The sequence below is a fragment of the Neobacillus sp. BF23-41 genome (assembly GCF_041106275.1).
In genome coordinates this window covers 124,122-149,621 of the sequence record NZ_JBGBPR010000010.1, presented here as the reverse complement: position 1 = coordinate 149,621, position 25,500 = coordinate 124,122, and the positions used below count along the sequence as shown (strand labels likewise).

20 protein-coding genes are annotated in these 25,500 nt (G+C 37.5%); 11 read left to right on the top strand and 9 right to left on the bottom strand.

Going from position 1 to position 25,500, the window contains the following annotated elements; translation table 11 throughout:
- Nucleotides 1–67: 67 nt before the first annotated feature.
- A complete protein-coding gene (locus AB7942_RS16605; RefSeq protein WP_098933464.1) occupies nucleotides 68–1,777 on the bottom strand; it encodes a PucR family transcriptional regulator in 1,710 nt (569 codons plus the stop codon).
- Between the two features lie 279 nt (nucleotides 1,778–2,056).
- On the opposite strand from AB7942_RS16605, the gene AB7942_RS16600 reads away from it, so the two are divergent.
- From AB7942_RS16600 to AB7942_RS16550, 11 genes are all read left to right on the top strand, one after another.
- Nucleotides 2,057–2,941 (top strand): oxamate carbamoyltransferase subunit AllH family protein, encoded by an 885-nt coding sequence (locus AB7942_RS16600; RefSeq protein WP_369447716.1) that lies wholly within the window; start codon nucleotides 2,057–2,059, stop codon nucleotides 2,939–2,941.
- The gene (gene fdrA / locus AB7942_RS16595; RefSeq protein ID WP_369447715.1) at nucleotides 2,938–4,482 is read left to right on the top strand and encodes an acyl-CoA synthetase FdrA; all 1,545 of its coding nucleotides are present in this window, start codon (nucleotides 2,938–2,940) and stop codon (nucleotides 4,480–4,482) included. Before AB7942_RS16600 ends, fdrA begins: the two co-directional genes overlap by 4 nt.
- 3 nt (nucleotides 4,483–4,485) lie before the next feature.
- Complete coding sequence (locus tag AB7942_RS16590) at nucleotides 4,486–5,913, top strand: YlbE family protein (protein WP_369447714.1); 1,428 nt, start codon at nucleotides 4,486–4,488, stop codon at nucleotides 5,911–5,913.
- 92 nt (nucleotides 5,914–6,005) lie between these two features.
- Complete coding sequence (locus tag AB7942_RS16585; protein ID WP_369447713.1) at nucleotides 6,006–7,169, top strand: ankyrin repeat domain-containing protein; 1,164 nt, start codon at nucleotides 6,006–6,008, stop codon at nucleotides 7,167–7,169.
- A 25-nt stretch (nucleotides 7,170–7,194) separates the two neighbouring features.
- Entirely contained in the window at nucleotides 7,195–8,145 is a 951-nt protein-coding gene (gene arcC, locus AB7942_RS16580) for a carbamate kinase (RefSeq protein ID WP_369447766.1), read from the top strand.
- A 36-nt stretch (nucleotides 8,146–8,181) separates the two neighbouring features.
- Nucleotides 8,182–9,633: a cytosine permease gene (locus AB7942_RS16575; protein ID WP_369447712.1), complete on the top strand. Its 1,452-nt coding sequence runs from the start codon at nucleotides 8,182–8,184 to the stop codon at nucleotides 9,631–9,633.
- Between the two features lie 80 nt (nucleotides 9,634–9,713).
- Entirely contained in the window at nucleotides 9,714–10,166 is a 453-nt protein-coding gene (locus tag AB7942_RS16570) for a nucleoside deaminase (protein ID WP_098933470.1), read from the top strand.
- Between the two features lie 573 nt (nucleotides 10,167–10,739).
- Nucleotides 10,740–12,296: a SulP family inorganic anion transporter gene (locus tag AB7942_RS16565; RefSeq protein WP_369447711.1), complete on the top strand. Its 1,557-nt coding sequence runs from the start codon at nucleotides 10,740–10,742 to the stop codon at nucleotides 12,294–12,296.
- A gap of 285 nt (nucleotides 12,297–12,581) precedes the next feature.
- Complete coding sequence (locus tag AB7942_RS16560) at nucleotides 12,582–14,051, top strand: amidohydrolase family protein (RefSeq protein WP_369447710.1); 1,470 nt, start codon at nucleotides 12,582–12,584, stop codon at nucleotides 14,049–14,051.
- A gap of 125 nt (nucleotides 14,052–14,176) precedes the next feature.
- Nucleotides 14,177–15,742, top strand: a complete 1,566-nt coding sequence (locus AB7942_RS16555; protein WP_369447709.1) for a glutathione ABC transporter substrate-binding protein — start codon at nucleotides 14,177–14,179, stop codon at nucleotides 15,740–15,742.
- 78 nt (nucleotides 15,743–15,820) lie between these two features.
- Nucleotides 15,821–17,044, top strand: a complete 1,224-nt coding sequence (locus AB7942_RS16550; protein ID WP_369447708.1) for an amidohydrolase — start codon at nucleotides 15,821–15,823, stop codon at nucleotides 17,042–17,044.
- Between the two features lie 28 nt (nucleotides 17,045–17,072).
- Here AB7942_RS16550 and ncs1 read toward each other — a convergent pair whose 3' ends face one another.
- The 8 genes from ncs1 to AB7942_RS16510 all read right to left on the bottom strand — a co-directional run bounded on the left by ncs1 (nucleotide 17,073) and on the right by AB7942_RS16510 (nucleotide 25,289).
- Nucleotides 17,073–18,545 carry an NCS1 family nucleobase:cation symporter gene (gene ncs1, locus AB7942_RS16545; protein WP_369447707.1) on the bottom strand — a complete coding sequence of 491 codons (1,473 nt, stop codon included), beginning with the start codon at nucleotides 18,543–18,545 and terminating at the stop codon, nucleotides 17,073–17,075.
- 23 nt (nucleotides 18,546–18,568) lie between these two features.
- The gene (locus AB7942_RS16540; RefSeq protein ID WP_369447706.1) at nucleotides 18,569–19,876 is read right to left on the bottom strand and encodes an SLC5/6 family protein; all 1,308 of its coding nucleotides are present in this window, start codon (nucleotides 19,874–19,876) and stop codon (nucleotides 18,569–18,571) included.
- Complete coding sequence (locus tag AB7942_RS16535) at nucleotides 19,873–20,565, bottom strand: response regulator transcription factor (RefSeq protein WP_088085325.1); 693 nt, start codon at nucleotides 20,563–20,565, stop codon at nucleotides 19,873–19,875. Before AB7942_RS16535 ends, AB7942_RS16540 begins: the two co-directional genes overlap by 4 nt.
- Nucleotides 20,566–20,577: 12 nt before the next feature.
- Nucleotides 20,578–21,318, bottom strand: coding sequence for a sensor histidine kinase (locus AB7942_RS16530; protein WP_369447705.1), 741 nt, complete (start codon nucleotides 21,316–21,318; stop codon nucleotides 20,578–20,580).
- Nucleotides 21,319–21,415: 97 nt separating this feature from the next.
- Nucleotides 21,416–22,411 (bottom strand): ABC transporter ATP-binding protein, encoded by a 996-nt coding sequence (locus tag AB7942_RS16525; RefSeq protein WP_369447704.1) that lies wholly within the window; start codon nucleotides 22,409–22,411, stop codon nucleotides 21,416–21,418.
- On the bottom strand, nucleotides 22,411–23,433 hold the full coding sequence (locus tag AB7942_RS16520; protein WP_369447703.1) for an ABC transporter ATP-binding protein: 1,023 nt from the start codon (nucleotides 23,431–23,433) through the stop codon (nucleotides 22,411–22,413). Before AB7942_RS16520 ends, AB7942_RS16525 begins: the two co-directional genes overlap by 1 nt.
- A gap of 13 nt (nucleotides 23,434–23,446) precedes the next feature.
- Nucleotides 23,447–24,367 (bottom strand): nickel ABC transporter permease, encoded by a 921-nt coding sequence (gene nikB, locus AB7942_RS16515; RefSeq protein WP_168241831.1) that lies wholly within the window; start codon nucleotides 24,365–24,367, stop codon nucleotides 23,447–23,449.
- Between the two features lie 19 nt (nucleotides 24,368–24,386).
- The gene (locus tag AB7942_RS16510; RefSeq protein ID WP_369447702.1) at nucleotides 24,387–25,289 is read right to left on the bottom strand and encodes an ABC transporter permease; all 903 of its coding nucleotides are present in this window, start codon (nucleotides 25,287–25,289) and stop codon (nucleotides 24,387–24,389) included.
- Nucleotides 25,290–25,500: the final 211 nt, after the last annotated feature.

The window sequence follows — 25,500 nt, the reverse complement described above, 5'->3', positions numbered from 1 at the left end:
ATATCGATTTCTGTTCACATAAAATAGACGGGTCCCGAGGTTTCATAGAGAACGGGACCCATCTGATTTAAGAATTGATTGGAAGTTTTTTATTTAAGAGTCTAAATATCTTTAAAGCTAATTGGATTTGCAGCAATTCCTCCGAGTTTTTTAAATCAGTATTTAAGATTTCCTTGATTTTATCGATACGATAAATAAGCGTATTTCTGTGTAAAAACATCGCTTTTGCTGTTTCACTAATATTAAGGTTATTAATAAAATAGTTCTCTAACGTAATGATATAACTCGTCCCATGCAAATGGTCATGCTCATAGATTTTCCCAAGGCTTTTCATGAAAAATTCTTCTAATTCTATGTCTTTGATATTACTGTCTAAAAAGTGATAGATGGAGTGATCTTCATAGTGAGATACTCCCCCTCGGATATTAAATTTCTCCATGAGTCGAATAGATTCATTTGCTTCAGAAAAGCTTTTATGAAGGGAATGAATGGTTTCGTACTGACGGCCAATTCCAATTAAGAAGGTTGTGTTATTTATTTCCTTTTCAAATGCATTGTAAATTGTATTTCCGTATTGTTTTACCTCATTTACCGATAGAGAAGGTTTATTGTCATTTTGACCAATCATTATAATTATACGATTGTTTCTATGAAAGCATGTGACCTCAGCGTTTGAATAGTTCGAAAGATTATAGACTAAGTCCACACATTTTCTGGTTTTGTTCTCCAGTCGAACCCTCCTTGCAACCATATCATCATAACCGTCATCTTCCTCCGATTCTAAATTAATGACTATACAGTAGTAACTGTAACTTGGATTTAATCCATGCAATTCACTAAAGGTGTGAATTGTATCGACGGATGTTATTTTTCCAGTCAGCAAATCATCAAAGAAATCCTGTTTGATTTTTAATTTTACCTCCTCGATGTCCTTTGCTTTTATACGTTCCAGTGCCATATTAGTTGACGCCTGCTCTAAAATAAGTAAGTCAAACTCCGTTAAATCTTGGACAGTCTGCCATACAACAATATATCCATAAATATTATTTGCAACTGCGACAGGAAGGATGCGGCATTTTATTTCCATTCCTTCTAAGTAATAAATGCGTTGAATACTCTTTTTCATTTCATTTATTTCTTTAGGGACAGAATTAATAAACTCTTTATTGAAAATAGGTCGATTTTTAACCAGAGTAAAGCAGTATGAAAGTGGTACCTTATTATTTAGGTGTTCTGTAAAGTGAAGCAGCTTCCAATCCTGGTCAACGAAAATAATTGGATTATTAATAGATCCCGATAACATGGAAGAAATCCTTTCAATCCCGCCGCCTTCAAGTGTAATTCGAAAAAATAAATTATGCATGTCTAAGGTCTTTCTATTTAATAAATCATAACGGCCAGATGCTTTCTCATTAATAATAGAAATGACCTTTGATAGGGTATATTCAAAGGGTAACTCAATCAGTGGGAAACCCAATTCATTTGCATGATCAATCATTTTCTGTGGGAGTTTTTCAAAGTATCGTTTCATTTTGACAACTAGTCCTGCACAATTAATAGCTGAAAGTTCGTTAAGTATTCTAATTTGCAAATCCTCGTTATCTTTAAAAATATAACCCGTTGATAATAGGAGTTCATTAGGTGAAAGCCAGTCAAATGCCTCGGGATTTTCGATGATATTGACTATTGAGATTTCATTATCAATTCCTTTTTCCCCAGCAACAATCTTTAAGCCATCAATCGCTTGTATTTCAAATAAATCCTTAACGGTCAGCAAGATTATCACTCCTTTGTCAAAAAATCTACACATTTAATTGTATAACATGCACAAATGATATCTATTTTTTTTGGTTTGCTTAAACGATGATGCTTTTATGCAATTTATCTAAAATAAACATGTAAGGTCATATCTTGTCAAACTAAAATAAGAGTTAAACGAATTTTTCCTTTCACAGAAATGAAAAGAAGTTGGTGCTTTATTTATACTGTACCTTACAAATTTATCCTTTGGAAGGGGCTGCATGTACAGACGTTCCAGATCAATGATGTATCACAATTGAGGAATGCAATTTCTGGTGATCTTGAGTTTATTGAAAGAATTAATAATTCTGTCCTAACTGGTTTTGTTCATAGCACATTTAAAAATACAATTAATATTCATTGTAATGAAAATGGCGAATTATTTACGATTGCCAGCAGCCAAATTGATAATGGACCTAATACGCTAGTGATTAATTCTGCCAGCCTTGAGGAATTAAATATCGATGTCAATGATGTGGTGTATGTAAAAAGTAAAATGCTGCACATTTCAAATAAACTTGCCATATCTACGAATCAAGCTGAGAAATGGGCAGGTATTTTACCGGAGTACCCTGCAAACACCGAAAACATCTCTCGAAATTTAAAAAGAATGATAGAATACATCGATATCCACGGAAAAGCTGGGGGAATGAAAAAGAAAGTAGCTGCCCCAAGTCTTTTTGACATAGAAATGTCTAGAATGCTCGAAGAACGAACCAAGTTATTATTAAACGAATTATTAAGTAATCGAATGACCAGTGCCTTGCATCATGCTGTTTCGTTAATAGGTCTTGGTCCAGGACTAACTCCCTCTGGAGATGACTACCTAGTTGGATTATTTACGATCATTAATTTGAGGAATAGCCCTTTCTATTCACATCAATCATTTTGTGGAGAAGTGCTGCAGAAAGCAAAAACCTTAACGAATGAAATAAGCTATATGGCATTAAAAAAGGCATCCATTGGTCAAGTAAGAGAGTCAATCATTCACTTAGTTCATTCCATACTTAATGGAGAAGAAGACGACTTATATCTCTCTTTAAATAAAGTACTAAATATCGGCTCTTCATCAGGAACAGATATAGCCTTAGGTCTTGTCTCTGGGTTGAAAGCCAATCTTAAAGTAGGAGGTCAATTATGACTGTAAAAGCTATTGTAAAAGAGAACACCTATTTCGATTCTGTATCTTTGATGTCACTATCAACAAAAGCGAACCAAATAGAGGGCGTTGAACAGGCCATTATCGCAATGGGTACAGAAATGAATAAAGAGGTAATGAAAAATGTTGGATTAATAACACCAGAAGTGGAAGAGGCAAACTCAAGTGATTTAATCATTGTTGTTAATGCTGCTAATCTTGAGATGTGTGAAAGCGCGTTCATTAGTATTGATGAATTATTGACAAAAAAGGATACCTCCACTGAGAAAGGTGAAGTCAAGTATTCAACGATTGCTTCAGCTGCCCAAGGTATTCCTGAAGCTAACCTAGCGGTGATTGCCGTAAACGGAGCGTATGCACCTAGAGAAGCGAGAAAAGCTCTTGAAAACAATCTCCATGTCATGCTATTTAGCGACAATGTAAGCATAGAAGATGAAATCGAATTAAAGAAATTAGCCCATGAAAAAGGCTTATTAATGATGGGGCCGGATTGCGGGACAGCGATTATTGGCAATGTTGCTTTATGCTTTGCCAATGCTGTAAGAAAAGGCAGCATTGGTATTGTTGGTGCATCTGGAACCGGGAGTCAAGAGGTAAGTGTCCGCATTCATGAATTCGGCGGCGGAATCACACAGATGATTGGAACTGGCGGCAGAGATCTAAAAGAGGAAATTGGCGGAATCATGATGCTTGATGGAATCAAGGCTCTGGAAGACGATGAGGCAACTAAAGTGATAGTCCTTATTTCTAAGCCACCTGCTGCAAGTGTTGAAGAGAAAGTATTAGCGCAAATCAAACAATGCAAGAAACCTGTAGTTGTTTGGTTTGTTGGCGGAGATGAAGGGAAGGTCAGACAAGCTGGCGGCCATTTGGCGAAAATGTCTAAAGAGGCTGCACTTAAAGCGGTATTATTGGCTGGTGCCGATGAAAGCAAAATTAATAAACGGGCATTAAACATTCCACTAATTGAAGAGGTTCGCACCAAATTAACACCAGAACAAAAATATATTCGCGGACTATTCAGCGGCGGTACCCTTTGTGATGAGGCTATGCATGCCGCAATGGAGAAGTTCGATAATGTCTATAGCAATATCCAAAGAGACCCTAACTATCGCTTAAAAGATAAAAATATAAGCCAAGAACACACATTTATTGATTTTGGTGATGATGAGTTCACACAAGGGAAGCCACATCCAATGATTGATCCGTCCACAAGAATTTCGAGATTTATCCAAGAGGCTAAAGATCCATCCGTTGGTGTAATCGTCATGGACTTTGTTTTAGGATATGGTGCACACGAAGATCCAGTTGGGGCAATGCTTCCTGCAATAATAGAAGCAAAGCAAAATGCCGAACAAGAAGGAAGACATCTTGAAGTTATCGGATACGTTCTTGGAACTGAACTGGATCCTCAAAACCTTGATGAACAGGTAGAAAAGCTGTTAGCTGCAGGTGCAACACATGCCAGCAGCAGTCAGAATGCAGGTCTTTTGGCAAGAGAATTTGTCGTGAAGGGAGAATAAGCAATGAGCAAAATAAATGAGCTTTTTAATCAAAAACTTAATGTTATTAATGTGGGAATCGAGTCCTTTAAGGGTGATTTAGTAAAGCAAAATACAGAAGTAACTCATCTAGAGTGGACTCCGCCAGGCAGAGGGAACACGGAACTTATTGCAGCACTAGACATGCTTGAGGATCCAACAATTCTTGAAAAGATTGAAGTGGCAAATAAGGTAGCTGTCGAAAGAATTATTAAATCACAACCAGTATTAATTGGTTTTGAAAAAGCAATTGATTGTGTGCCAGGTATGACGAAAACAACGATTCTTCATGCAGGACCTCCAATAACTTGGGATAAAATGAATGGTCCGATGAGGGGGGCTGTGACTGGGGCAATCTTATTTGAAGGCCTTGCAAGGGATTTAGAAGAAGCTGCTGAGCTTGCTGCATCTGGCGAAATTACCTTCTCCCCGTGTCATGAGCACAACTGTGTCGGCTCTATGGCTGGTGTAACATCTGCTTCGATGTACATGCACATTGTAGAGAATAAAACCTATGGCAATATTGCCTACACAAACTTAAGTGAGCAGCTGTCAAAAATCCTTCGAATGGGTGCTAATGACCAAAGTGTTATTGACCGTTTAGTTTGGATGCGTGATGTTTTCGGTCCAATCCTAAGCGCAGCGATGAAGTTAAATCCGAATGGAATTGACTTGCGTTTAATGCTGGCACAAGCCCTTCATATGGGTGATGAGTGTCATAACCGTAACGTTGCCGGAACAACGCTTTTAATCCAAGCGTTAACACCTTTTATTATTCAAACAGATTTTACACTTGAACAAAAGCGAGAAGTTTTTGAGTTTGTTGCAAGCAGTGATTATTTCTCTGGTCCAACTTGGATGGCCCTTGCAAAATGTGCTCTTGACGCAGCACATGGCATTGAAAATAGTACGATTGTGACAACAATGGCACGTAATGGTACTGAATTCGGTATCCGTGTAAGTGGAATTCCAGGAAATACATGGTTTACAGGTCCTGCGCAAAAAGTAATTGGTCCAATGTTTGCCGGGTATAAACCTGAAGATTCTGGATTGGATATTGGGGATAGCGCAATCACAGAAACATATGGAATTGGTGGATTTGCAATGGCTACAGCTCCTGCAATTGTTGCCCTTGTAGGCGGAACAATAGATGATGCAATAGGCTACTCTAAAAAGATGAAAGAAATTACAACAGCAGAAAATCCAAACGTAACGATTCCATTGCTAAATTTCATGGGTATTCCGACTGGAATCGATGTTCGGAAGGTTGTTCAAACTGGAATCCTGCCAATCATTAATACGGCAATAGCCCATAAGGAAGCTGGAATTGGAATGATTGGAGCAGGAATCACTAATCCTCCAGTTGAAGCTTTTGAAAAGGCACTGCTTACTTTAAGTCAAAACATTCAATAATTAATTCTGGTCCTAATTTGTTTAGGACCAGAACTGAAACTTTAGTATTTTAATAACTTCCTGTTTAAATACAGCTTAAGGAGAGAATGAACTTGGAAAGTAATACCATGGACAGAGAACTTATTCATGCAAGTGAGCAGGGGGATTATGTTGCTGTAGAAAAGCTCTTACATGAAGGAGCCAGCATTGATTATAAGGATGCGGCCGGCCGGACAGCCTTAATGGCGGCTGTACAAAAAAACCAAATTGTTGTAGTGAAATTGTTACTAGAGGCTGGAAGCGAAGTCAATACGAGAGATATTACCCAATTAACTCCATTTATATGTTCTGGTGCGAACGGATTTCATGAAATTTTAAGTATGATGCTTAAGTTTGGTGCAGACCTAAACAGTGTTAATCGATTTGGGGGTACGGCATTGTTACCTTCTAGTGAAAAAGGCTATTTAAAGACGGTCCAAATCTGCTTAGATGCTGGGGTTCCGGTAAATCATGTGAACAATTTAGGCTGGTCCGCCCTTCTAGAGTCTGTGATATTAGGTAATGGCGGCAGGCTTTATTCTGATATTATTCAAGAGCTCGTGGAAGCAGGAGCAGATGTAAATCTTCCAGATAGGGACGGGAAGTCAGCGCTGGAGCATGCTCAAGAAATGGGGCACCAAAAGATTGTAAACATCTTGAATAAAGAATATAGCGTAAAAAGTGAATCTATCAAAAAGGCAAAAAAACTTGCCAGAGTTGATAAGTATGAAGAGGCCATCTCAGAAATAGAAAAATGTCTAGAAGATGATAATCATAACCTTGATTTGATTTACTACAAAGGCTATTTCTTACAAGAACAAAAGAGATACGAGGAGGCGCTAGAGGAGTACTACAAAGCATTATCACAAGACCCTATGGATCTAGACTTCTATTTCTATACAGCCAACTGTTTAAGAGCAATGAGGAAACCAGATGAGGCTCTATCAGAATACGATAAAGCCTGTGAATTAAACCCTGTTGAGACTTTTTATCGTTATCATAAATCAAATTACTTAAGAGAACTAGGCAGACACGAAGAAGCAGTTGTTGAAATGGATAAATTGCTGGCACTAAAGCCAAATCGCTACGATTTTTCATTTCATAAGGCAAATAGCCTTAGGTCGCTTGGTAAACATCAAGAAGCAATTGAAGCAATAGAGAATGCGATTGCAAATGATCCAGCTAACCCGTTATATCATTTGCATAAGGAGCAATCTTTTGAATTGCTAAGGAAATAAGCAAATTAAACCAAGGGGAAAAATGATGAAAAAATTAGTGATTGTTGCAATTGGAGGAAACTCATTAGTCCGAGAAAATGGTCTTGACTCTGTCAATGACCAATATGAAGCAGTATGCGAAACCGCAGTTAATATTGCAGATATGGTAGCAGAAGGTTTCAATGTTGTAGTCACACACGGCAATGGACCACAGGTAGGCTTTGGCCTAAGAAGATCGGAAATTGCCAACGAAGTAGCCGGTATGCCGGTGATACCGCTGGTCAATTGTGGAGCAGATACGCAAGGTGGGATTGGCTATCAAATTCAACAGGCCTTAACCAATGAATTTGACAGAAGGGGTATTAACAAAAAGGTCGCTACGGTTATTACACAGGTAGAAGTGAGTATTGATGACCCCAATTTCAAAAATCCGACAAAACCTGTAGGGGCATTTTTTACAATAGAGCAGGCTGAAGAAATGAAAAAAGAACATCCAGACTGGAGTTTCATAGAAGATTCAGGCCGCGGCTATCGAAGAGTGGTCCCTTCACCAAAACCAATTAACATTGTTGAAAAAGATGCGATTAAAACATTAATCGATGCTGGGTTTGTGGTCATCGCTGTTGGAGGCGGCGGGATTCCTGTAGTAAGGAACAATAACAATGCGTTTGAGGGAATCGACGCAGTCATTGATAAGGATTTTGCAACGAGTCTACTCGCAGAACAGGTTCAAGCGGAAACATTGATCATTACCACGGGTGTTTCAAGAGTTTGTATTAACTTTGGCAAGCCAAATCAAAAGGCACTTGAAAAGATTACGGTTGAAGAAACCAAACAATATGTACTTGAAAACCACTTTCCTCCAGGAAGCATGCTTCCTAAAATTGAGGCTAGCTTAAGCTTTTTAGAAAAAAATGGTTCGAGGGTCATTATCACAAACCCAGAAAGCTTAAAAGAAGCAATCAATGAAGGCGCAGGAACTCATATTGTAAGGTAATGGACAAATTTTATAGCTAAGCAAGGAGATGTAAATATGGAAGAAGCTAAAATTGAAAAAGCCTATGATAAATATAAATCATATGGTTATTCAGATGATTTACTTCCAAAGAAGCCTAGCCAAAGAGATTGGGGCATATCAAACTATACGACACTATGGATGGGCGCCGTCCATAATATCATGTCTTATATGACAGTAGCAGGATTTTTTATTCTGGGATTAAATACAAAGCAAGTACTATTAGCCGTCATGCTTTCAGCAGTTATTGTATCAACATTTTATGTTTTAAACGGTTATTCAGCATCAAAGTATGGCCTCCCATTTGCTATGCTGCTTCGAGATACCTTCGGAGTAAAAGGAGCCATCATCCCTGCGTTATGTCGTGGTCTAATAGCAGGTTTGGTATTCTTTGGTACTACCACTGTCGTTGGGGCGGAATCTTTGAATGTTATTTTTGCGAGATTCATTCCGAATTATATGTCCTTAGGTGGAGATTTTAATATTTTTGGCTTAACTGTTCCTACGATGATTTCCTATGCCATTCTTTGGACGATTACCGTTCTTTTGTTCCTAGGTGGAATGAATGTTTTGGGTAAATTTGGAAGCTGGTCTTCGCCGGTTGTTTACGTATTTATCATTGGTGCAGCAGTTTGGGCAATCAACATGGCGGGTGGTTTTGGACCAATCTTATCTTATGTACCGAAAGATCCGTCCTCTAGCCCACTTGTTTTTATAGCCTGCGTAAGTGCGTTAGTATCTAACTGGGCTGGTCCAGTGGTTAACATGGCTGATTTTACTCATCGAGCTAAATCGCCAAGAGACGTTATTATTGGGTTACCACTAGGATTTATTTTCTCGTATATTCTCTTTGCCATCACTTGTGTTGCGTTAATTGCTGGTACTGAAATTGCATTTGGTGAGCCTATTTTCAATATCGTTCATGCGCTTGATAAAATTGAAAATACATTTTCTGTAGTAGTATTAATATTAGCCCTAAACGTTGGTGCAACGGCGTTTGTTGTGTTTGCAAACCTATTGCCTTCAGGATTACAAATGACATCTCTATTTCCAAAAAGATTTACTGTAAAGTCAGCAGGTATTTTGACAGCGATTGTTGGAACCTTAATTTTACCATGGAAGCTTGTATCTAGCACAACAACATTGTTCTTCTTCTATAGCTTTATTGGATCCATCTTTGGACCAATTGCAGGGATTATGCTTTCCAGCTTCTATATTCATCGTAAGAGAAAGCTAAACCTTGATAATATTTATGTACCACAAGGCAGTTATGGGGAGTATAAGAACGGCTATAATCCAATTGCAATGGGTGTTTTAGCAGTGAGCTTTATTCTTCCAATGTCAGGTGCATTTCTTAAGAATGTACCACTTTTAGCTAAAATGAATGATTTTGCATTCTTTAGTGGTTTGATTGTATCGTTTATTCTATACACTATTTTTGGAAAGTATAGTAAACCGAATAACCAATAGTTTTTTTGTAGAAGCATAGTCAAAATTTTAAGGATATTTATTAAAATTTATGTTCAATAAATAATAGGAGGAATTTGATTATGGATTATATGAAAATGGCTGCAGAGGCAACAATTAAAGGAATGAACAATAAAGTTGGAGGTCCATTTGGCGCAACAATTGTCCGTGGTGATGAAGTGATTGCTGCAGTAAGTAACACGATGATGAGAGATACAGATCCATCTGCACATGCAGAAATGGTTGCTATTCGAGAAGCTTGTAAGAAACTTGGAACCATGGATTTATCTGATTGTGTAATATACGCAACTTGTGAACCATGTCCAATGTGTGTCTCAGCCATCATTTGGACAGGCGTTAAAGAAGTTCATTATTGTAACACAAGAGATGATGCTCATGATTATGGTTTTTCTGATATGCACCTACGCAAATATTTAACAGGAGAAGATACAAGTGTGCTTAACATGATCAAAGTAGAAAAAAGAGAAGATTGTGATCATCTATTTGAGCATTTTCACAAACAAAATGAGAAGTAGGATTTCTGTCCTGCTCGTAAATAAAAGGAAAGCAGTCAACCCTCTTTATGGTTGATTGCTTTTTCTTATTTAGATAAGTGAATGTGCAGAAATTCAATTAACTTTTTAAGTGCGTCCATTTGTTCTATTTCACGTCCTTCATTAAGGTAAAAACAAGATATTATTTTAGTGGAAAAATAGTGTAATTTAGTTTAGCAAAATAATGTCTGGAAGTCATTGCGCATACAACAAAATAACCAAAAAATTTCTTCGTTATCCATGACATATTTTGTACAAAATCCATTGTATAACATGCCTAATTGATATCCTTCCTTTTTGGTTTGAGTGGACAATGACGTAATTAGCATTTCCTAATAAAATTTTCATTGTAAGGGCTTTCGCGATAGTTGAAATTTTTACAGTATGTTTATTATATGTTTCCCCCTACGAAGGGAACTTTCTCTCGTAAGAGGCAAAAGGAGGACCGATACTTTCATACAAGGTATAAGAAAGATTTACATTGGGTTATTCGAATTTTGGATAATCTCTCAGGACCACTACGTACTATTACAAAAAAATAAGAGGTGAAACGAAATGGATCAAAGTCTAAAATTATGGTATAAGGGTGACTGGGCTGCATACTTTGGTTTACTTGCTAACAATTTAACAAATCTTTTAACAATGATATCATTATTACTTTTTGTAGTTGGTTTTCCTGAAGAAATTGTATACGGAAGAATCGTTCCAGGTTTTGGTCTTGGCATCTTCTTAGCAAGCTGTTGTTACTTTGTCTTTGGATATTTTTTAGCTAAAAAGACAGGTAGAAATGACATAACTGCTTTGCCGTCAGGCCCTAGTGCGCCTTCCATCTTTACGGTTACTTTTTTAGTAATCCTTCCAGTATTTATGGAAACGCAGAATGCGGAATTTGCCTTCTCACTTGCACTTGTTTGGTGTTTATTTGAAGCAATGATTCTAATTATAGGCGCGTTTTTAGGCGATACACTTCGAAGAATTATTCCAAGAACGGTACTTTTATCGTGTTTATCTGGTCTTGGTTTATTATTGCTTGCCATGAACCCGATGTTACAATCTTTTGAAACTCCGTTGGTAGCTTTTGTTGTACTTATTATCATTTTTATTAACTGGTTTGGTAAATCTCCAATATTCGCAAAAATCCCTACTGGTTTTCTTTTATTAGCTGCTGGTACAATTTTGGCCTGGGTCTTTGGATTACAAAGTCCTGAAGCGATTACCGCTTCATTGCACGGTTTAGGATTTAATCCTCCTACCTTGCATATTGATAGCTGGATTTCTGGCATTCCACATGCGCTTCCTTATTTAGCATCTGCTGTTCCACTTGGACTAGCAAACTATATTTTTGATTTAGAAAATATTGAAAGTGCTCACGCGGTAGGGGACCCATATAAAACTCGTCAAGTAATGTTAGCAAACGGTATTTCCTCTTCGATTGGAGCTTGTTTTGGTAATCCATATCCAGTAACTGTATATATTGGACATGCAGGCTGGAAGTCAATGGGAGCAGGACTTGGTTACTCTATCGCCACTGGTTTATCAATGTTAATTATTTCTCTCTTTGGATTAGGCTCATTCTTATTAGCTGTCATTCCTGTCGCTGCAATCGTACCAATATTGGTATATGTTGGTATCGTAACAGCAAACCAAGTTGTTCGTGAAACACCTAAACTCGAAGTCCCAGTAATATTTGTTTGTTTGTTCCCATGGATCGGAAACTGGGCATTATCCCTTGCAAATAATGTTTTAACTTCCGCAGGAACTACAGGAGCTAAAGTTACCGCTGAGGCCATGTCTCACCATGGTGTGTATTATAACGGTATGATTCACTTAGGTAACGGTGCTCCAATAAGTAGTTTGTTGTGGGGATGTTTAGCGATATTTGCCATTAAAGATCAACCAATCCGTGCTGCCATTGCAGCTGGAATTGCGGCTCTATTGTCTCTATTTGGAATTATCCATTCAGGGGCAGTCGGATTCGCTCAGCCTGCATTAATGCCGTTCTTCTATTCTTATCTCATGGTAGGAGGATTATTTATCATAAAATATATGATGGATTATAAGGCTAAAGCAAAAGAGGACAAAAACACCACAACTATTGAAGAATCAGCCTAATTTTGTTGATTAGAAATGGCTAAATTTACACGATACCACAAAAGTTTCGTCTACGTATGCGGTGGACGAAATTTTTTTGTCAGTGAAAATAAATTAAAATGGAGATTGCAAGACGAAGTTTATAAAAAAAGTTGTAGCTTACTATCTTTATTTAATCACTAAGAAGTAGAAATATTATAAAAAAGGGTAATGATTTCGAATATATAAAATAGTAATTTTTTTTATAATGATACTTATGGGAGTCTAAATAAGCTTACTTCTGAATAATGAAAGGAGTTAATTGAATTGAAAACCAAATTAAAGGGAAGGTACGTTATTGGGTACGATGGAGAAGACCACGTCTTAATTGAAAACGCGGAAGTTGTTTTTGAAAATGATAAGATAATCTTTGTCGGCAAAAATTACCTTGGCACAGTGAATAAGGTAATCGATATGGGGAACTCCGTTATTAGTCCGGGGTTTATCGATTTAAATGCATTAGGTGATATTGACCACGATATCTTACATTTAGAGGCAAGGACAAACAGACAGAATAACCTGCTTTGGTCTGAACAATATATAAAAAACGGACATCATGAAATAATGACAGCTAAAGAAGAAAATTTCAAATCCCTTTATGCCTACTCACAACTGATTCTCCATGGTGTTACTACTGCGATGCCAATTACTTCGGTACTTTATAAAGAATGGGCAGAAACGTATGAGGAGCTTGCTGCTGCAGCAAACCATGCTGGAAGTTTGGGATTAAGAATCTATCTTGGGCCAAGCTACCAATCTGGAATCAGGGTGGTAAAACCTGATGGTACTATCCATCTGTACTGGGATGAAGAAGCAGGAAAAGCTGGATTAAATAATGCTGTAAGGTTTGTAGAAGAATTTGACGGAGCTTATGATGGATTAGTTAGGGGGATGCTGGCACCCGAACGAATTGAGTGTCAAACGTCAGAAATTTTGACACAAACAAAATACTATAGTGATAAATTAGGAGTGCCAATTAAACTTCATGCAGCACAAGGAACCTATGAATATCATACCATTGTTGAAAAGCACGGTGTAACTCCTATTCGCTATTTATATGACCTTGGTTTTTTAGGGTCAAAAACAGGAATTCCGCATGCTCACTTTATTGCTGGATATAGTGAAGCACATTCAGGTAAGGGTGATGATATAGCACTTCTGAAAGAAACAAATACAACGGTCATTCATTGTCCTTTAATCATTGGCAGGCATGCTTCGGCATTAGAATCATTTGCTAAATATAAACGAGCAGGTATTAATTTAGCGCTAGGAACAGATACCTTTCCTCCAGATATGTTTCAAAACATTCGAACAGGCAGCATGTTTTCCCGATTCATTGAAAAGGAAGTAGAGGGTTCAACATATGCCGATTTCTTCAGGGCGGCCACACTTGGGGCAGCTACGTTCCTAGGGAGAAATGACCTCGGCCGTTTAGCAGTTGGGGCAAAAGCAGATATTATTGCAATTGACTTAAATGGATATCATTTGGGGGTTTTCGACGATCCAATCCGAACGATGATTGTCAGCGGAACAGGAAGAGACGTGAAACTATCCATTATCAACGGAAGAATTGTAATGAAGGACCAAAAAATACCTAATTTTGATTTAGAAGAAATGAAAATCAAGGGACAACAATATTTTAACAAAATGAGAAAAGGATATTTCGAAAGAGACTATCAGCAATTGACAGAAAGAGAATTATTTCCTCCGTCCTTCAAAATAGTGGATTCTATTTGAAATTAAAAAAGTAGTAAAGATATTGAAAAATAAAGTAAAAATATTCGAAATAAAATTATCTGAATATTTTTTATAATTAGACAAACGGTTATAAAGATAATAAAAATATTCAGGAGGTAGATTCCATGGTAAAAAATTGGGGGTTAGGTAGATTTTTTCTGATAATGTTGATGGTGTTTGTCATTACCGGCTGTTCGACAAGTAAAGATGTCAGCACAAAAAGCAATGGTAAAAACACAGAGTCTAAGGATGGGGGTACATTAGTGATTGCCCGATTGTCAGATGTTGAAAACTTAGACCAACAGTTTATGTCAACCATCAATGCCGCAAGTGTGACCCATCGCAAAATCTATGAAGGGTTAGTTGGTCGTGATCATAATGCTGAAATCCAGCCATTGCTGGCGGAAAAGTGGGAACAACTGGATGATACGACATGGGAGTTTAAATTACGAAAAGGTGTTAAATTTCATGATGGGTCAGCTTTTAATGCCAATGCTGTAAAAGCTACCTTTGATCGACTTTTAGATCCAAAGGTGGCATCTCCTAGAGCTATTGTTTTTAAAATGGTAAAAGAAGTAAAGGTAATTGATGACTACACCGTTCATTTTATTTTAACAGAGCCGTTTGCTCCATTACTCTCTATTTTGGCTAGTCATGAAGGCGGGATTATTAGTCCAAAAACGATCGAGAAATACGGGAAAAGCATTATTAAAGAACCAAATGGGACAGGTCCATTTGTTTTCAAATCATGGACACCTGGACAAGAAATTGTATTAACAAACAACAATAGTTATTGGGGAGATAAGGCGAAGGTCGATAAAGTCGTATTTAAGGTTGTACCTGAGGAAACAACTAGAATCTCCATGCTAGAAACAGGTGAAGCTCAAATAGCTGAACCCCTTTCTGTACCAATGATGGATACCGTAAAGGCTTCCCAAGCAATCGATGTTTACCGTAGTGAAGGATATGGAACAGAGTATATTGGCTTTAATGTTCAAAAGAAACCATTTAATGATGAAAAGGTTCGAAAGGCCATCGCTCATGCGGTTGAAATGGATTCCATTATGAAAGGTGTCTATAATAATGTGGGAAAAAGGGCTAATTCCTTATTAGGCTCAAAGGTTTTCGGTTACCATCCTAATATGGAATCGTATAAATATAACCTAAATGAAGCAAAGAGATTACTAGCTGAAGCAGGTTATCCAAATGGTTTTGAAGTTACACTTAAAACGATGGATAGCAAAGAAAGAGTGAACATGGCTGAAGTACTGCAATCACAGTTAAAAGGTATTGGTGTCAAAATAAAAATACAGGTGTTGGAGTACGGTACGTTTGTTGACCAAGTAAATAAGGGTGACTCTGAGATGTTTATCCTTAGCTGGAGAAATGCTACCGGTGATGCTGATTATAATCAGTATAACCTTTTCCATACAAGCTCGCAGGGTGGAGCGGGGAATACCTTCTTTTATAGTAATAAAGAGGTCGATAGTTTAATAGAAGATGCACGCAGTGAAAAAGACCAAGAAAAACGAAAAGAACTATATGCGCAGTCACAAGAAATAGAAATGAAAGAGGCAGTTTATATTCCTGTTCGAGTTATTGAAAATTTAGCGGCTGTTGGAAAAGACGTAAAAGGTTTTTCTATTAGTCCATCAGGCTATTTAGAAATAAATGATGTGTCAATCCAATAAGATACAGCTTACAAGAGGGATATCCATTTTGGGTAACCTCTTTTATCGTGGTAGTTAACAATGAAAGGATGAATAGAAATGAATAACAAGTATTGGTTAAAGAATGCACATATAGAAACAGGGTACAATGAAGAAAATGGAAGAGTTGTAGGAACTATGACTGAGATGTGTCATTTATTAATAGAGGATGGGAAAATTTCAAAAATAATAAAACCTTCTGAGCCATTTGAATTTGGGTTACCTGTAATAGATGCAAAAGGAATGCTTTTGCTTCCTTCTTTCATCGAAAAGCATGTTCACCTCGATAAAACCTATATGGGTGATAAATGGCGGGCTTGTATCCCTGCTTCAGGCGTAATTGAACGCTGTGATATTGAAAAGAATATCCTAGCTTCTATCTCATCTAGCACACAAAAACGTGCTGAAGCCTTGCTTGAAGTATTACTATCATACGGATCCACCCATGTCAGAACGCACGTTGATATATATCCTGAGGTGAAATTGCAGAATTTAGAAGGTGTTCAGCACGCTCTAGAATCTTATTCCAATAAAATAAGCTCTGAAATTGTTGCGTTTGCCCAGCATGGCTTGCTCCGTCCAGGAACAGTAGAGCTTGTAAGGGAAGCCTTGAGAAATGGAGCAGGGATTGTCGGAGCTGTCGATCCAGCAACGGTCGACAATAATATTGAAGCATCATTGGTACAGTTAATGGATTTAGCAGTTGAAGGTGATGCCGATATTGATTTGCATTTACATGATCCTGGTCACTTAGGTACTTTTACAATGAAACGTCTTGCCTATTTAACAAAGCAAGCAGGCTGGGAAGGAAGAGTAGCAATCAGTCATGCCTTTGGGCTTGGAGATGTATCAAGGGAAGAGGCCATAGAAATGGCAGAGTTATTAAGGGAGGCAGGTATTTCGATTGTTACGAGCCTCCCAATTGGTAGAAACATACCTCCAGTAAGCCTGCTATCAGAATGTGGTGTTAATGTGGCCGTAGGAAACGATAATATTTTTGATTCGTGGTGGCCGACTGGAAATGGAGACGTTCTTGAAAGGGTTGGCCGACTAATTGAACGGTGTCGATGGACAGATGAAGTTTCTCTCTCTCAAGCATTAAAATATATTACTGGTGGTTTGACACCTTTAGACAAAGATGGCAGAAAGCAATGGCCAAAAGAAGGGGATGCAGCCAATATGATTTTAGTAGAAGCAAGTTGTTCTGCCGAATTAGTTGCCAGACGTTCAAACCGTAAGGCAGTCTTTTATCAAGGTAACTTGGTTTCAGGTTCCATTAGCTAGATATTAATAGAAAAGGGGGATGAAAATATCATCCCCCTTTTGATATACTTGCCAAATCCTTATCTGTTCTACCGATGTGTAACAGTTTGCTCAAATAAATAAATAGTAAATACAGGACGACTGAAACGATTATCCCAGTAAACCACGAAATATTATAAATCGGCTCAAGGATATCAATAAATCTACCAATCATGCTAATACACCCAGCGAATAGAGTGGTAAGCAGCGCAGGCCAGTTTACTCCGTTTGAGAAACGGCCCTTACTATTTGGAAAATATAATTCTTGTAAATTGATTTCTCTTTTCTTGATAATAAAATAATCCGCAAGCATCACACCAATTACAGGGCTTAACATTCCACCAATCATATTTAAAAAAGTAAAAATGCTTGTAGGGCTCTCCATCAGCTTCCAGGGCATAATCAGTAATCCAATAATGGTACCAATGAAGGCACCAGATTTAAAGTTTAATCTTTTCGGGGAAAAGGAGGCCAGTTGATACCCTGCAGGGATAATGTTACCCACAATGTTTACAGATAATGTCGTTAAACAAATGGTAAGTAGAGAAAGGATAATGGCAAATTTGCTATCAAATCGATTAATCACTTCAAGTACATTCCAGATTGGAACTCCGAAAGCAATTTCAGACCCAACGATGATGGTAATACTTGCAACAGCAAACAATAAATAGGTAATTAGAAGTCCAACAATTTGTCCGCATGACTGGCCTTTATTGGTGCGAGAATACCTTGTAACATCAGAAACGCTTAGTATTTGTGCCACCCATGTTGCTAATATCACTGAAATACAGCTTAGGATAATCAAAATACTATTTCCTTCTACACCTTTCTCGCTAAAGTTTAAGATTGGGATGATTCCACCTGCTAAATTAATTGCCCAAATGGACATTCCGCCAAAAACGACAAATACCAATGGAGAGAGTAGCTTAGTTAACTTTCCTAAGGCATCTACCCCTGCAAAAATAAAAAAGACATTAATCATCCAAAAGAGGAGAAGGGATATAAGGTTAGCTAAAGATAATCCTAAAAAACTCCAATCTGCTCCTAACGTTGGATAGGGCTCCCAAAATTCTGCAATTAAGATAGTTACGGCAAGGCTTCCAGCATACGTTTGCAGACCGAACCACATAATGGCTGCGATTATCCCCCTTAATACCCCTGGAATAATTGCTCCTTTGCGACCAAAACTGGTACGGAGCAGGATTGAGAAAGGGATTCCATATTTCCCCCCTGCATGACCATTCAATGCCATCATTCCGGCGAGTATTATCGATGAAATCATAATGATAAAAAATACCTGCCATATGGATAATCCTAACGCAAAGAAACCGCCAATGGTAACATAGGATGGAACATTATGAACCGAACCTATCCAAATGGAGAAGTAATGGCTAAACTTCCATGTTCTAGCTTCCAGTTTTGTTGGTAATAAGTCTGTGTTATCCGAGAACGAATCATCAAGGATGACTTGCTTTTCTCCCAATGTTGCTTCCCTCCAATCTTCTATTAATGCGTTATCCTAGTGGATACTGTTTGGAAAATAAAAACCAATAGACAAACAACACCAGAAATTATGAAGCTTATCCAGATGATCGTTAAGTTATTATTCATCGGAATAAATATATAGCCCCCCAAGGCACCAATCAAAGAGGAAAAGGGGATGATTGCTGGAATCGATTTGTTACTTAGAATTATAAATAACATCGGTATAATGATGGCAGCGTAAATATTCCCAGAGAAAAACAATAATTGTAGCGGAGTAGGTTTAAAAATACTCACGATTATTAGTAAACATATACAAATACTTCCTGAAAATATATAAGTGAATTTCCATCTATCATGGTCAGATAAAGGACGAAATAATTCAATAATATTTTTTACAACCAAGGTTGTCGTCGCATGTAATTCTGCACTAATTGCTGACGAAATCGCACTAAAGCAAAATAAAACAAATAAAACAATTAGCATGGTTGATTGTATTTTATCAACAAGTTCAAACAGTAACGAATAAATATCTTTATAGCTTCTGCCAAACATAATAATCATTAGCAGGGAGGTTAGAGCTAGTGGGATTGTGGCCCATATTACTCCTGCTAGAGTAAAGGTCATTTGAACTTTTTCCTTTTTGATGATAAATAATCTCTGCCATGTTGCTCGATCAATTATGACCTGTCCAAAGCCAATCAAAATCGCTGTGAAAATAAACAAAATCGAATCTGTATTTTTATAGAATAAAATATAAGGATGAAAAAGCTTAATCCCTTCATAAACAGGATGGACACCTTCCTGAATATAAAAATAAACAGGAATGACTAAAACAGCGCCGAAGATCAATGAGACATTAACACCTGATAACTGGTGCAGCCGCTGCATTCCACCAACACCGCCTACAAAAAAACAAAAGCCTAAAAACAATAGCATTCCTATAAAAACAGGCATAGGGAACAGGATATGAATGAGAATTCCCGCTCCCATTGCTTGGATAAATAAGGAATGCAGGCTGGTAATGAAAAGAATTGTAATGACATACCAGTAGCCGCTTGGTGATAATTTTTTTCTCAGTACATCTCCAATCGTTTGCTCATCGGGAAATTTTTCTCTAATGACTTTGGCTAAAAATCCAAACAATATGAGCGCTAAAGCCCCCATTAAAGAATAGCCAATTCCACCAGTTAATCCGTATTTAATTAATGTTTCTGGAGAAGAGAGGATCGTATTGCCAGTTATCCACCTCGCTAATAGACTAACAACCCCAAAGCCTACCCCCAATTTTATCGCACCGCTTATATATAATTGATAAGAACTTCTATTCAACGGTATGTCTCCTTTAATCGATAGTCACTCGGTGATTGTCCAGTCAATTTCCGAAAGATTTGACTAAAGTAATGCTGGCTATTGAATCCACATCTTTCTGAAATCGTGCTAATGCTTAAATCAGGATTATTAATTAACATTTTTTGAGCTTCCTTTAAACGATAATCATTTAAATATTCAGAGAAGCCCATCCCTACTTCTTCGTGAAATTTTCTGCTTAAATATGCAGGGTTAATGTGAATCTTTGAAGCTAAATAATTTAATGTTAATTTTTCACTATATTCCTGATGTATAATTTGTAAAGCGTTTACGATTTGCTCCGTATATCGTCCCAATCGCTCATACCTGCTTAATACGTTCAAAAGCTCTTCTTCAATGACAGGCTTCGTAATATAATCAACAACCCCAATTCTTATCGAGATTTGAGCATATTCAAAATTCTGAAAAGCAGTAACCATGATAATATCCATTGAATAAGAGCGTGTGAGTTCCATCGCTAATTCCAAACCTGATTTACCTGGGAGTTGTATATCAAGAAATGCTAGAAAGATTTCATGTTGTTTGATGATTTGAATGGCTTGTGAAGCATCTAAAGCCTTAAAAAACTTCCAGTTTGGAAACTTTTTTTGAATTAAATATTCGAGCAGTTCTAATTCAAGTGGTTCATCATCTACTAAAAGAATATTCATTTGGATGCACCCCTATCCTAGTACAAATGGGAAAACAGCTAAAACACTGGTACCATCTTCTGTAGGTATTAAGTTTACTGAAGTCCGCTCTCCTTGAAAGAGAAGATCAAGCCTTTTTGCAATATTATCTAAACCAAGTCCATCTTTATGAGATTGGACCACCTGCCCTTCTAAGGCATTGTTCCAGACAGTTACATAAACTTCCTTCTCGTTCTTTTCAATAATAATTTTTAAAAAAGCCTCACCAATATGTTTGTCAAATGAATGCTTAAAGGCGTTCTCGACAAGAGTTTGAATTAAAAAAGGGATGATAACAGCCTGTCCTACTGTTGAATCCATGGATATTTCGTAATGAAGTCTGTCTCGGAACCTTATTTTTTGTATTTCCAAATAATAATTTATATAGGATAATTCCTCATTAATTGTTATTAAAGGTGTATTTGTCTTATATTTAAACTTAAGCAATCTTGAAAGGGTTTCAATCGAGTGAATTAATTCTGTTTTTCTCTCTAATCTTGCAAGGCTTAAAATGGAATTTAATGTATTAAAGAGGAAATGTGGTTGGATTTCCTGATTTAATTGATTATAAAGGGCTGTTTGCAGTTCTTTCTCGAGAGCAATTTCCCGTGTTTGCTTTTCTAAAAGATCAATTCGTTTTTCAAATATAAATAAAAACAGCAAAGTAAATGCACCTAGTAAAGGGGCTAAGACACATAGCATAATGTAGATGGAGAAAGCTTCAATATTAAGCATTAAACGAGATTCTCCTTTAGAGGTAGAAAAAGGGAGTCTATAAATTCTCCCTTTATTAATATGATATTTTATAAAGTTTTTTATTTCTAATATAACTTTATTGCGAAAGTTGCTCTGCAAAATGGCAGCTGACAAAATGATTCTCAGCTACTTCTCTTAAGGCAGGTTCCTCTAATTTACACTTCTCCGTCGCAAACGGACAGCGTGTATGGAAACGGCATCCGCTTGGAGGGTCAATAGGGGAAGGGACATCTCCTTTTAAAATGACACGTTCCCTTTTTAGGACTGGATTAGGCACCGGAATTGATGATAACAATGCCTTTGTATATGGATGAAGCGGTGAATCGAATAGCTCCTTTTTGTCAGCAATCTCAACGATCTTTCCTAAATACATAACCATTACTCGGTCAGAGATATGCCTTACTACACTCAAATCGTGCGAGATGAATAAAAAGGTAAGCTGAAACTGATTTTGTAGTTTTTTTAATAGATTTAGGATTTGGGCTTGGATGGAAACATCCAAAGCAGATACTGCTTCGTCACAAATAATTAATTTAGGATCGACTGCAAGTGCACGGGCAATCCCAATTCGCTGACGCTGCCCTCCACTAAATTCATGGGGATAGCGATCAAGTGCTTCTTGGGGTAGTCCGACATACCCCAGTAATTCTAACATTCTTTCCATCCTTTTCGGTTTTTCAACGACATTTTGAATGGCCATTGCTTCATTTAGAATATGCTTTACCGTTTGACGGGGGTTAAGTGAGGCAAAAGGATCTTGGAAAATTACTTGCAAGTCTCCTCTAAGCTTTCTCATCTCTTTATTATTAAGGCTTAAAATGTCTTTACCAGAGTAATATACATTTCCGTCTGTTGGTTCATCGAGCCGTAAAATCGCTCGTCCTGTAGTTGATTTACCGCAGCCAGATTCCCCAACAATACTTAATGTTTCTCCTTCGTATAGGTGAAAAGAAATGTCGTCAACTGCTTTTACAAATGCCTTTGGTTTAAAAATGGATTCTGATTTAACAGGGAAATATTGTTTCAAATGGTCCACTTTTAATAATACTTTTTTCTCTGTAGCAGTCACCATTATTTAACAGCCCCCTCTTTTTCCACATGTCTCGTCCATTCGTCCGTGTACATCCAACAACGTACTTTAACACCATCATTTTGTTCAATTAAATCAGGCTTCTGCAAGTGACACAAAGGTTTCTGATAGGGGCACCTTGAAGCAAAACGGCAGCCTGTCGGCAAATTATACGGACTTGGTACACTCCCTTCGATCGTTTGCAATTCTTCTTGGTCCTCATGGATCTTCGGTAAAGAATTTAACAATCCTTGTGTATAGGGGTGCCTTGGATTTGTAAAAATCTTTTCAGTTGGCGCATGTTCAATTATATTGCCAGCATACATAACTGCAACTTTATCACATGTTTCAGAAACAACTCCTAAATCATGTGTAATCATAATAACGCCCATACCTATCTTTTTTTGTAAATCTTTAATCAGCTCTAATATTTGTGCTTGAATGGTTACATCTAAGGCTGTTGTTGGTTCATCGGCAATTAACACTTCTGGAGTACAGGCAAGTGCCATCGCAATCATTACACGCTGGCGCATACCGCCACTTAATTGGAATGGTTCTTGTTTTGCCCTTTTTTCAGGAGAGGGTATTCCCACAAGCTTAAGCATTTCAACGGCCTTAATCCACGCTTCCTTTTTTCTCATACCTTGATGCAATCTTAATGCTTCAGCAATTTGTTCTCCAACAGGAATTACCGGATTTAATGATGTCATCGGTTCTTGGAAAATCATCGAGATTTCGTTTCCACGGATTTTCCTCATTGCATCCTCTGAGAGTGTTACTAAATCTTTCCCTTTATAAAGCACCTGCCCGCCGGCAATTTTCCCTGGAGGGGAGGGGATTAGTCGTAATATGGAAAGAGATGTCATACTTTTTCCACAGCCTGATTCTCCGACAATACCTAAAGTCTCTCCCTTTCGAAGGGTAAAATCAATACCGTCAACGGCTTTACTTACACCATGTTTTGTAAAGAAATGTGTTTTTAATCCTTTTACTTCTAAAATTGGATTGTTTTTCTCGCTCACCATTATTCACCACCCGTTAATTTAGTTCAATTCGTTTATTAAAGAACCGATAGAATACGTCCACAAATAAGTTCACGATAACAAAGATTAGCGAGGCAGCTAAAACTCCCCCTTGAACCACTGGTAAATCCCGCATTCGAATAGCATCAACTATCATTCTGCCAAGTCCGTTAATCGCAAAGATGGATTCAACTAATACAGTTCCGCCAAGCAGAGCACCAAACTGTAAACCAACAACCGTTATTACTGGAATTAAGGCATTCCGTAATGCGTGCTTATAAATAATGACATGTTCGCGCAGTCCTTTTGCTCGCGCTGTACGGATATAATCTTGCCTGATGACTTCAAGCATACTGGAACGAGTCATCCGGGCAACAATTGCTGCACCTCCTGCTCCTAATGTTAGAGCAGGAAGGATGACGTGAAGGATACTATCCCATCCTGCAACCGGAAGAATTTGCAGTTTTACGGAGAAGAAATACATCATCATTAAACCAAACCAAAAGCTCGGTAAGGAAATTCCAAGTAAGGCAACTAACATAACACTTGTGTCTGTAAGTGAATAAGGTTTAACCGCTGAAATAATTCCCGCTGCCATACCTAAAACGATTGTGATAATGATACTAAAAAATGCTAACTCCATTGTGATCGGTAGTCTAACCATTATTTCATCAAGTACTGGCTGGCTATTCTTAAGTGAATTACCAAAGTCTCCTTGAAAAACATTCAAAAGGTAGTCAAAATATTGAACCAGTAATGGCCGGTTTAACCCCAATTGCTCGCGAATGGCATTAACTGTTTCTTTTGATGCTCCTTCACCTGCAAGCAAAACAGCAGGATCACCGGGAACTAGTTGCATGATAAAAAATACGACAAAAGTTACCCCAATTACTACTGGGATCGTTTGTATTAAACGGCGTAAAATAAACATCAACATCTGCTAACCTCCTTAAATTTTACTTTTTCATTCTTGGATCAAAAGCATCGCGTAATCCATCACCAAAGATATTAAAACCTAAAACGAGGATAGAAATTGCTAGACCTGGAAAAATCGCAATGTATGGCGCAGAGAATAAGAAATCCCTTCCATTACTTAGCATCGTTCCCCATTCCGGAGAAGGAGGCTGTGCGCCAAGACCAAGAAACGATAAGCCTGCAGCTGATAAAATCGCCGTCGCAAGACGTAATGTCCCTTGGACAATAATTGGAGAAAGAATATTCGGTAAAATATGTTTGGAAATAATTGTAAAATCATTTGCGCCAAGCGACCGAATGGCGTCGATATACTCGAGACGGTTCACTTCTAATGTAGAACCGCGGACAATTCGTGCAAATAACGGAACGGAAAATGCTCCAACCGCAATCGTAACATTAATCAGACCTGGTCCTAGAGCACTTATGATGGCTAATGCTAGTAAGATTCCAGGAAAGGCGAGCATGACGTCCATTAATCGCATAATGAACGAATCAACCCATTTTCCATAATAGCCGGCAACTAGTCCAAAAATGATTCCGAAGAATGAGCCAAAGGCTACAGCAGCAAAACCGACACCCATCGAAAGTCTTGAGCCATACAGAATACGACTTAATATATCTCTCCCTTTATCATCGGTTCCCATCCAGTGATCACTCGATGGAGGCAGTAATTTATTTTCTAATATAATTTCATATGGATTGTATGGGGCTAAGAGCGGTGCAAATAATCCGATAAAAATGTAAAAGAGGATAATAATTGCACCGACCATCGCTGCTTTATTAACCATTAAAATAGAAAGGAAGTCTTTTAATTTAGATTGTTTCGGTAGATTAATTGTTTGTTTGATTACAATTGGTTTTTCAGTGTTTACTTCAACTGGCATGTAAAACCCTCCTTATTTTAATTTTTTTGAAAGATAAGGTGTAATTTATCGTTGCTGTGGACCCCCTTCTAAACTTTCAGACTTTTTATTGGGTTAATTACAAATTATCAAAATTAGGTGAAAAGTAAATATTTTTTAAATAATATGTCAATATAGTTAAAATTTAAGTAAATATTCTGTAAATATTATTGTCGATTGTCTTTTATAATGC

Coding starts and splice junctions, on each gene's coding strand:
- fdrA (WP_369447715.1), top strand. CDS start 2,938: ATGACTGTAAAAGCTATTGTAAAAGAGAACACCTATTTCGATTCTGTA.
- AB7942_RS16590 (WP_369447714.1), top strand. CDS start 4,486: ATGAGCAAAATAAATGAGCTTTTTAATCAAAAACTTAATGTTATTAAT.
- arcC (WP_369447766.1), top strand. CDS start 7,195: ATGAAAAAATTAGTGATTGTTGCAATTGGAGGAAACTCATTAGTCCGA.
- AB7942_RS16575 (WP_369447712.1), top strand. CDS start 8,182: ATGGAAGAAGCTAAAATTGAAAAAGCCTATGATAAATATAAATCATAT.
- AB7942_RS16570 (WP_098933470.1), top strand. CDS start 9,714: ATGGATTATATGAAAATGGCTGCAGAGGCAACAATTAAAGGAATGAAC.
- AB7942_RS16565 (WP_369447711.1), top strand. CDS start 10,740: ATGGATCAAAGTCTAAAATTATGGTATAAGGGTGACTGGGCTGCATAC.
- AB7942_RS16555 (WP_369447709.1), top strand. CDS start 14,177: ATGGTAAAAAATTGGGGGTTAGGTAGATTTTTTCTGATAATGTTGATG.
- AB7942_RS16550 (WP_369447708.1), top strand. CDS start 15,821: ATGAATAACAAGTATTGGTTAAAGAATGCACATATAGAAACAGGGTAC.
- AB7942_RS16535 (WP_088085325.1), bottom strand. CDS start 20,565: ATGAATATTCTTTTAGTAGATGATGAACCACTTGAATTAGAACTGCTC.
- AB7942_RS16530 (WP_369447705.1), bottom strand. CDS start 21,318: ATGCTTAATATTGAAGCTTTCTCCATCTACATTATGCTATGTGTCTTA.
- AB7942_RS16525 (WP_369447704.1), bottom strand. CDS start 22,411: ATGGTGACTGCTACAGAGAAAAAAGTATTATTAAAAGTGGACCATTTG.
- AB7942_RS16520 (WP_369447703.1), bottom strand. CDS start 23,433: ATGGTGAGCGAGAAAAACAATCCAATTTTAGAAGTAAAAGGATTAAAA.
- nikB (WP_168241831.1), bottom strand. CDS start 24,367: ATGTTGATGTTTATTTTACGCCGTTTAATACAAACGATCCCAGTAGTA.
- AB7942_RS16510 (WP_369447702.1), bottom strand. CDS start 25,289: ATGCCAGTTGAAGTAAACACTGAAAAACCAATTGTAATCAAACAAACA.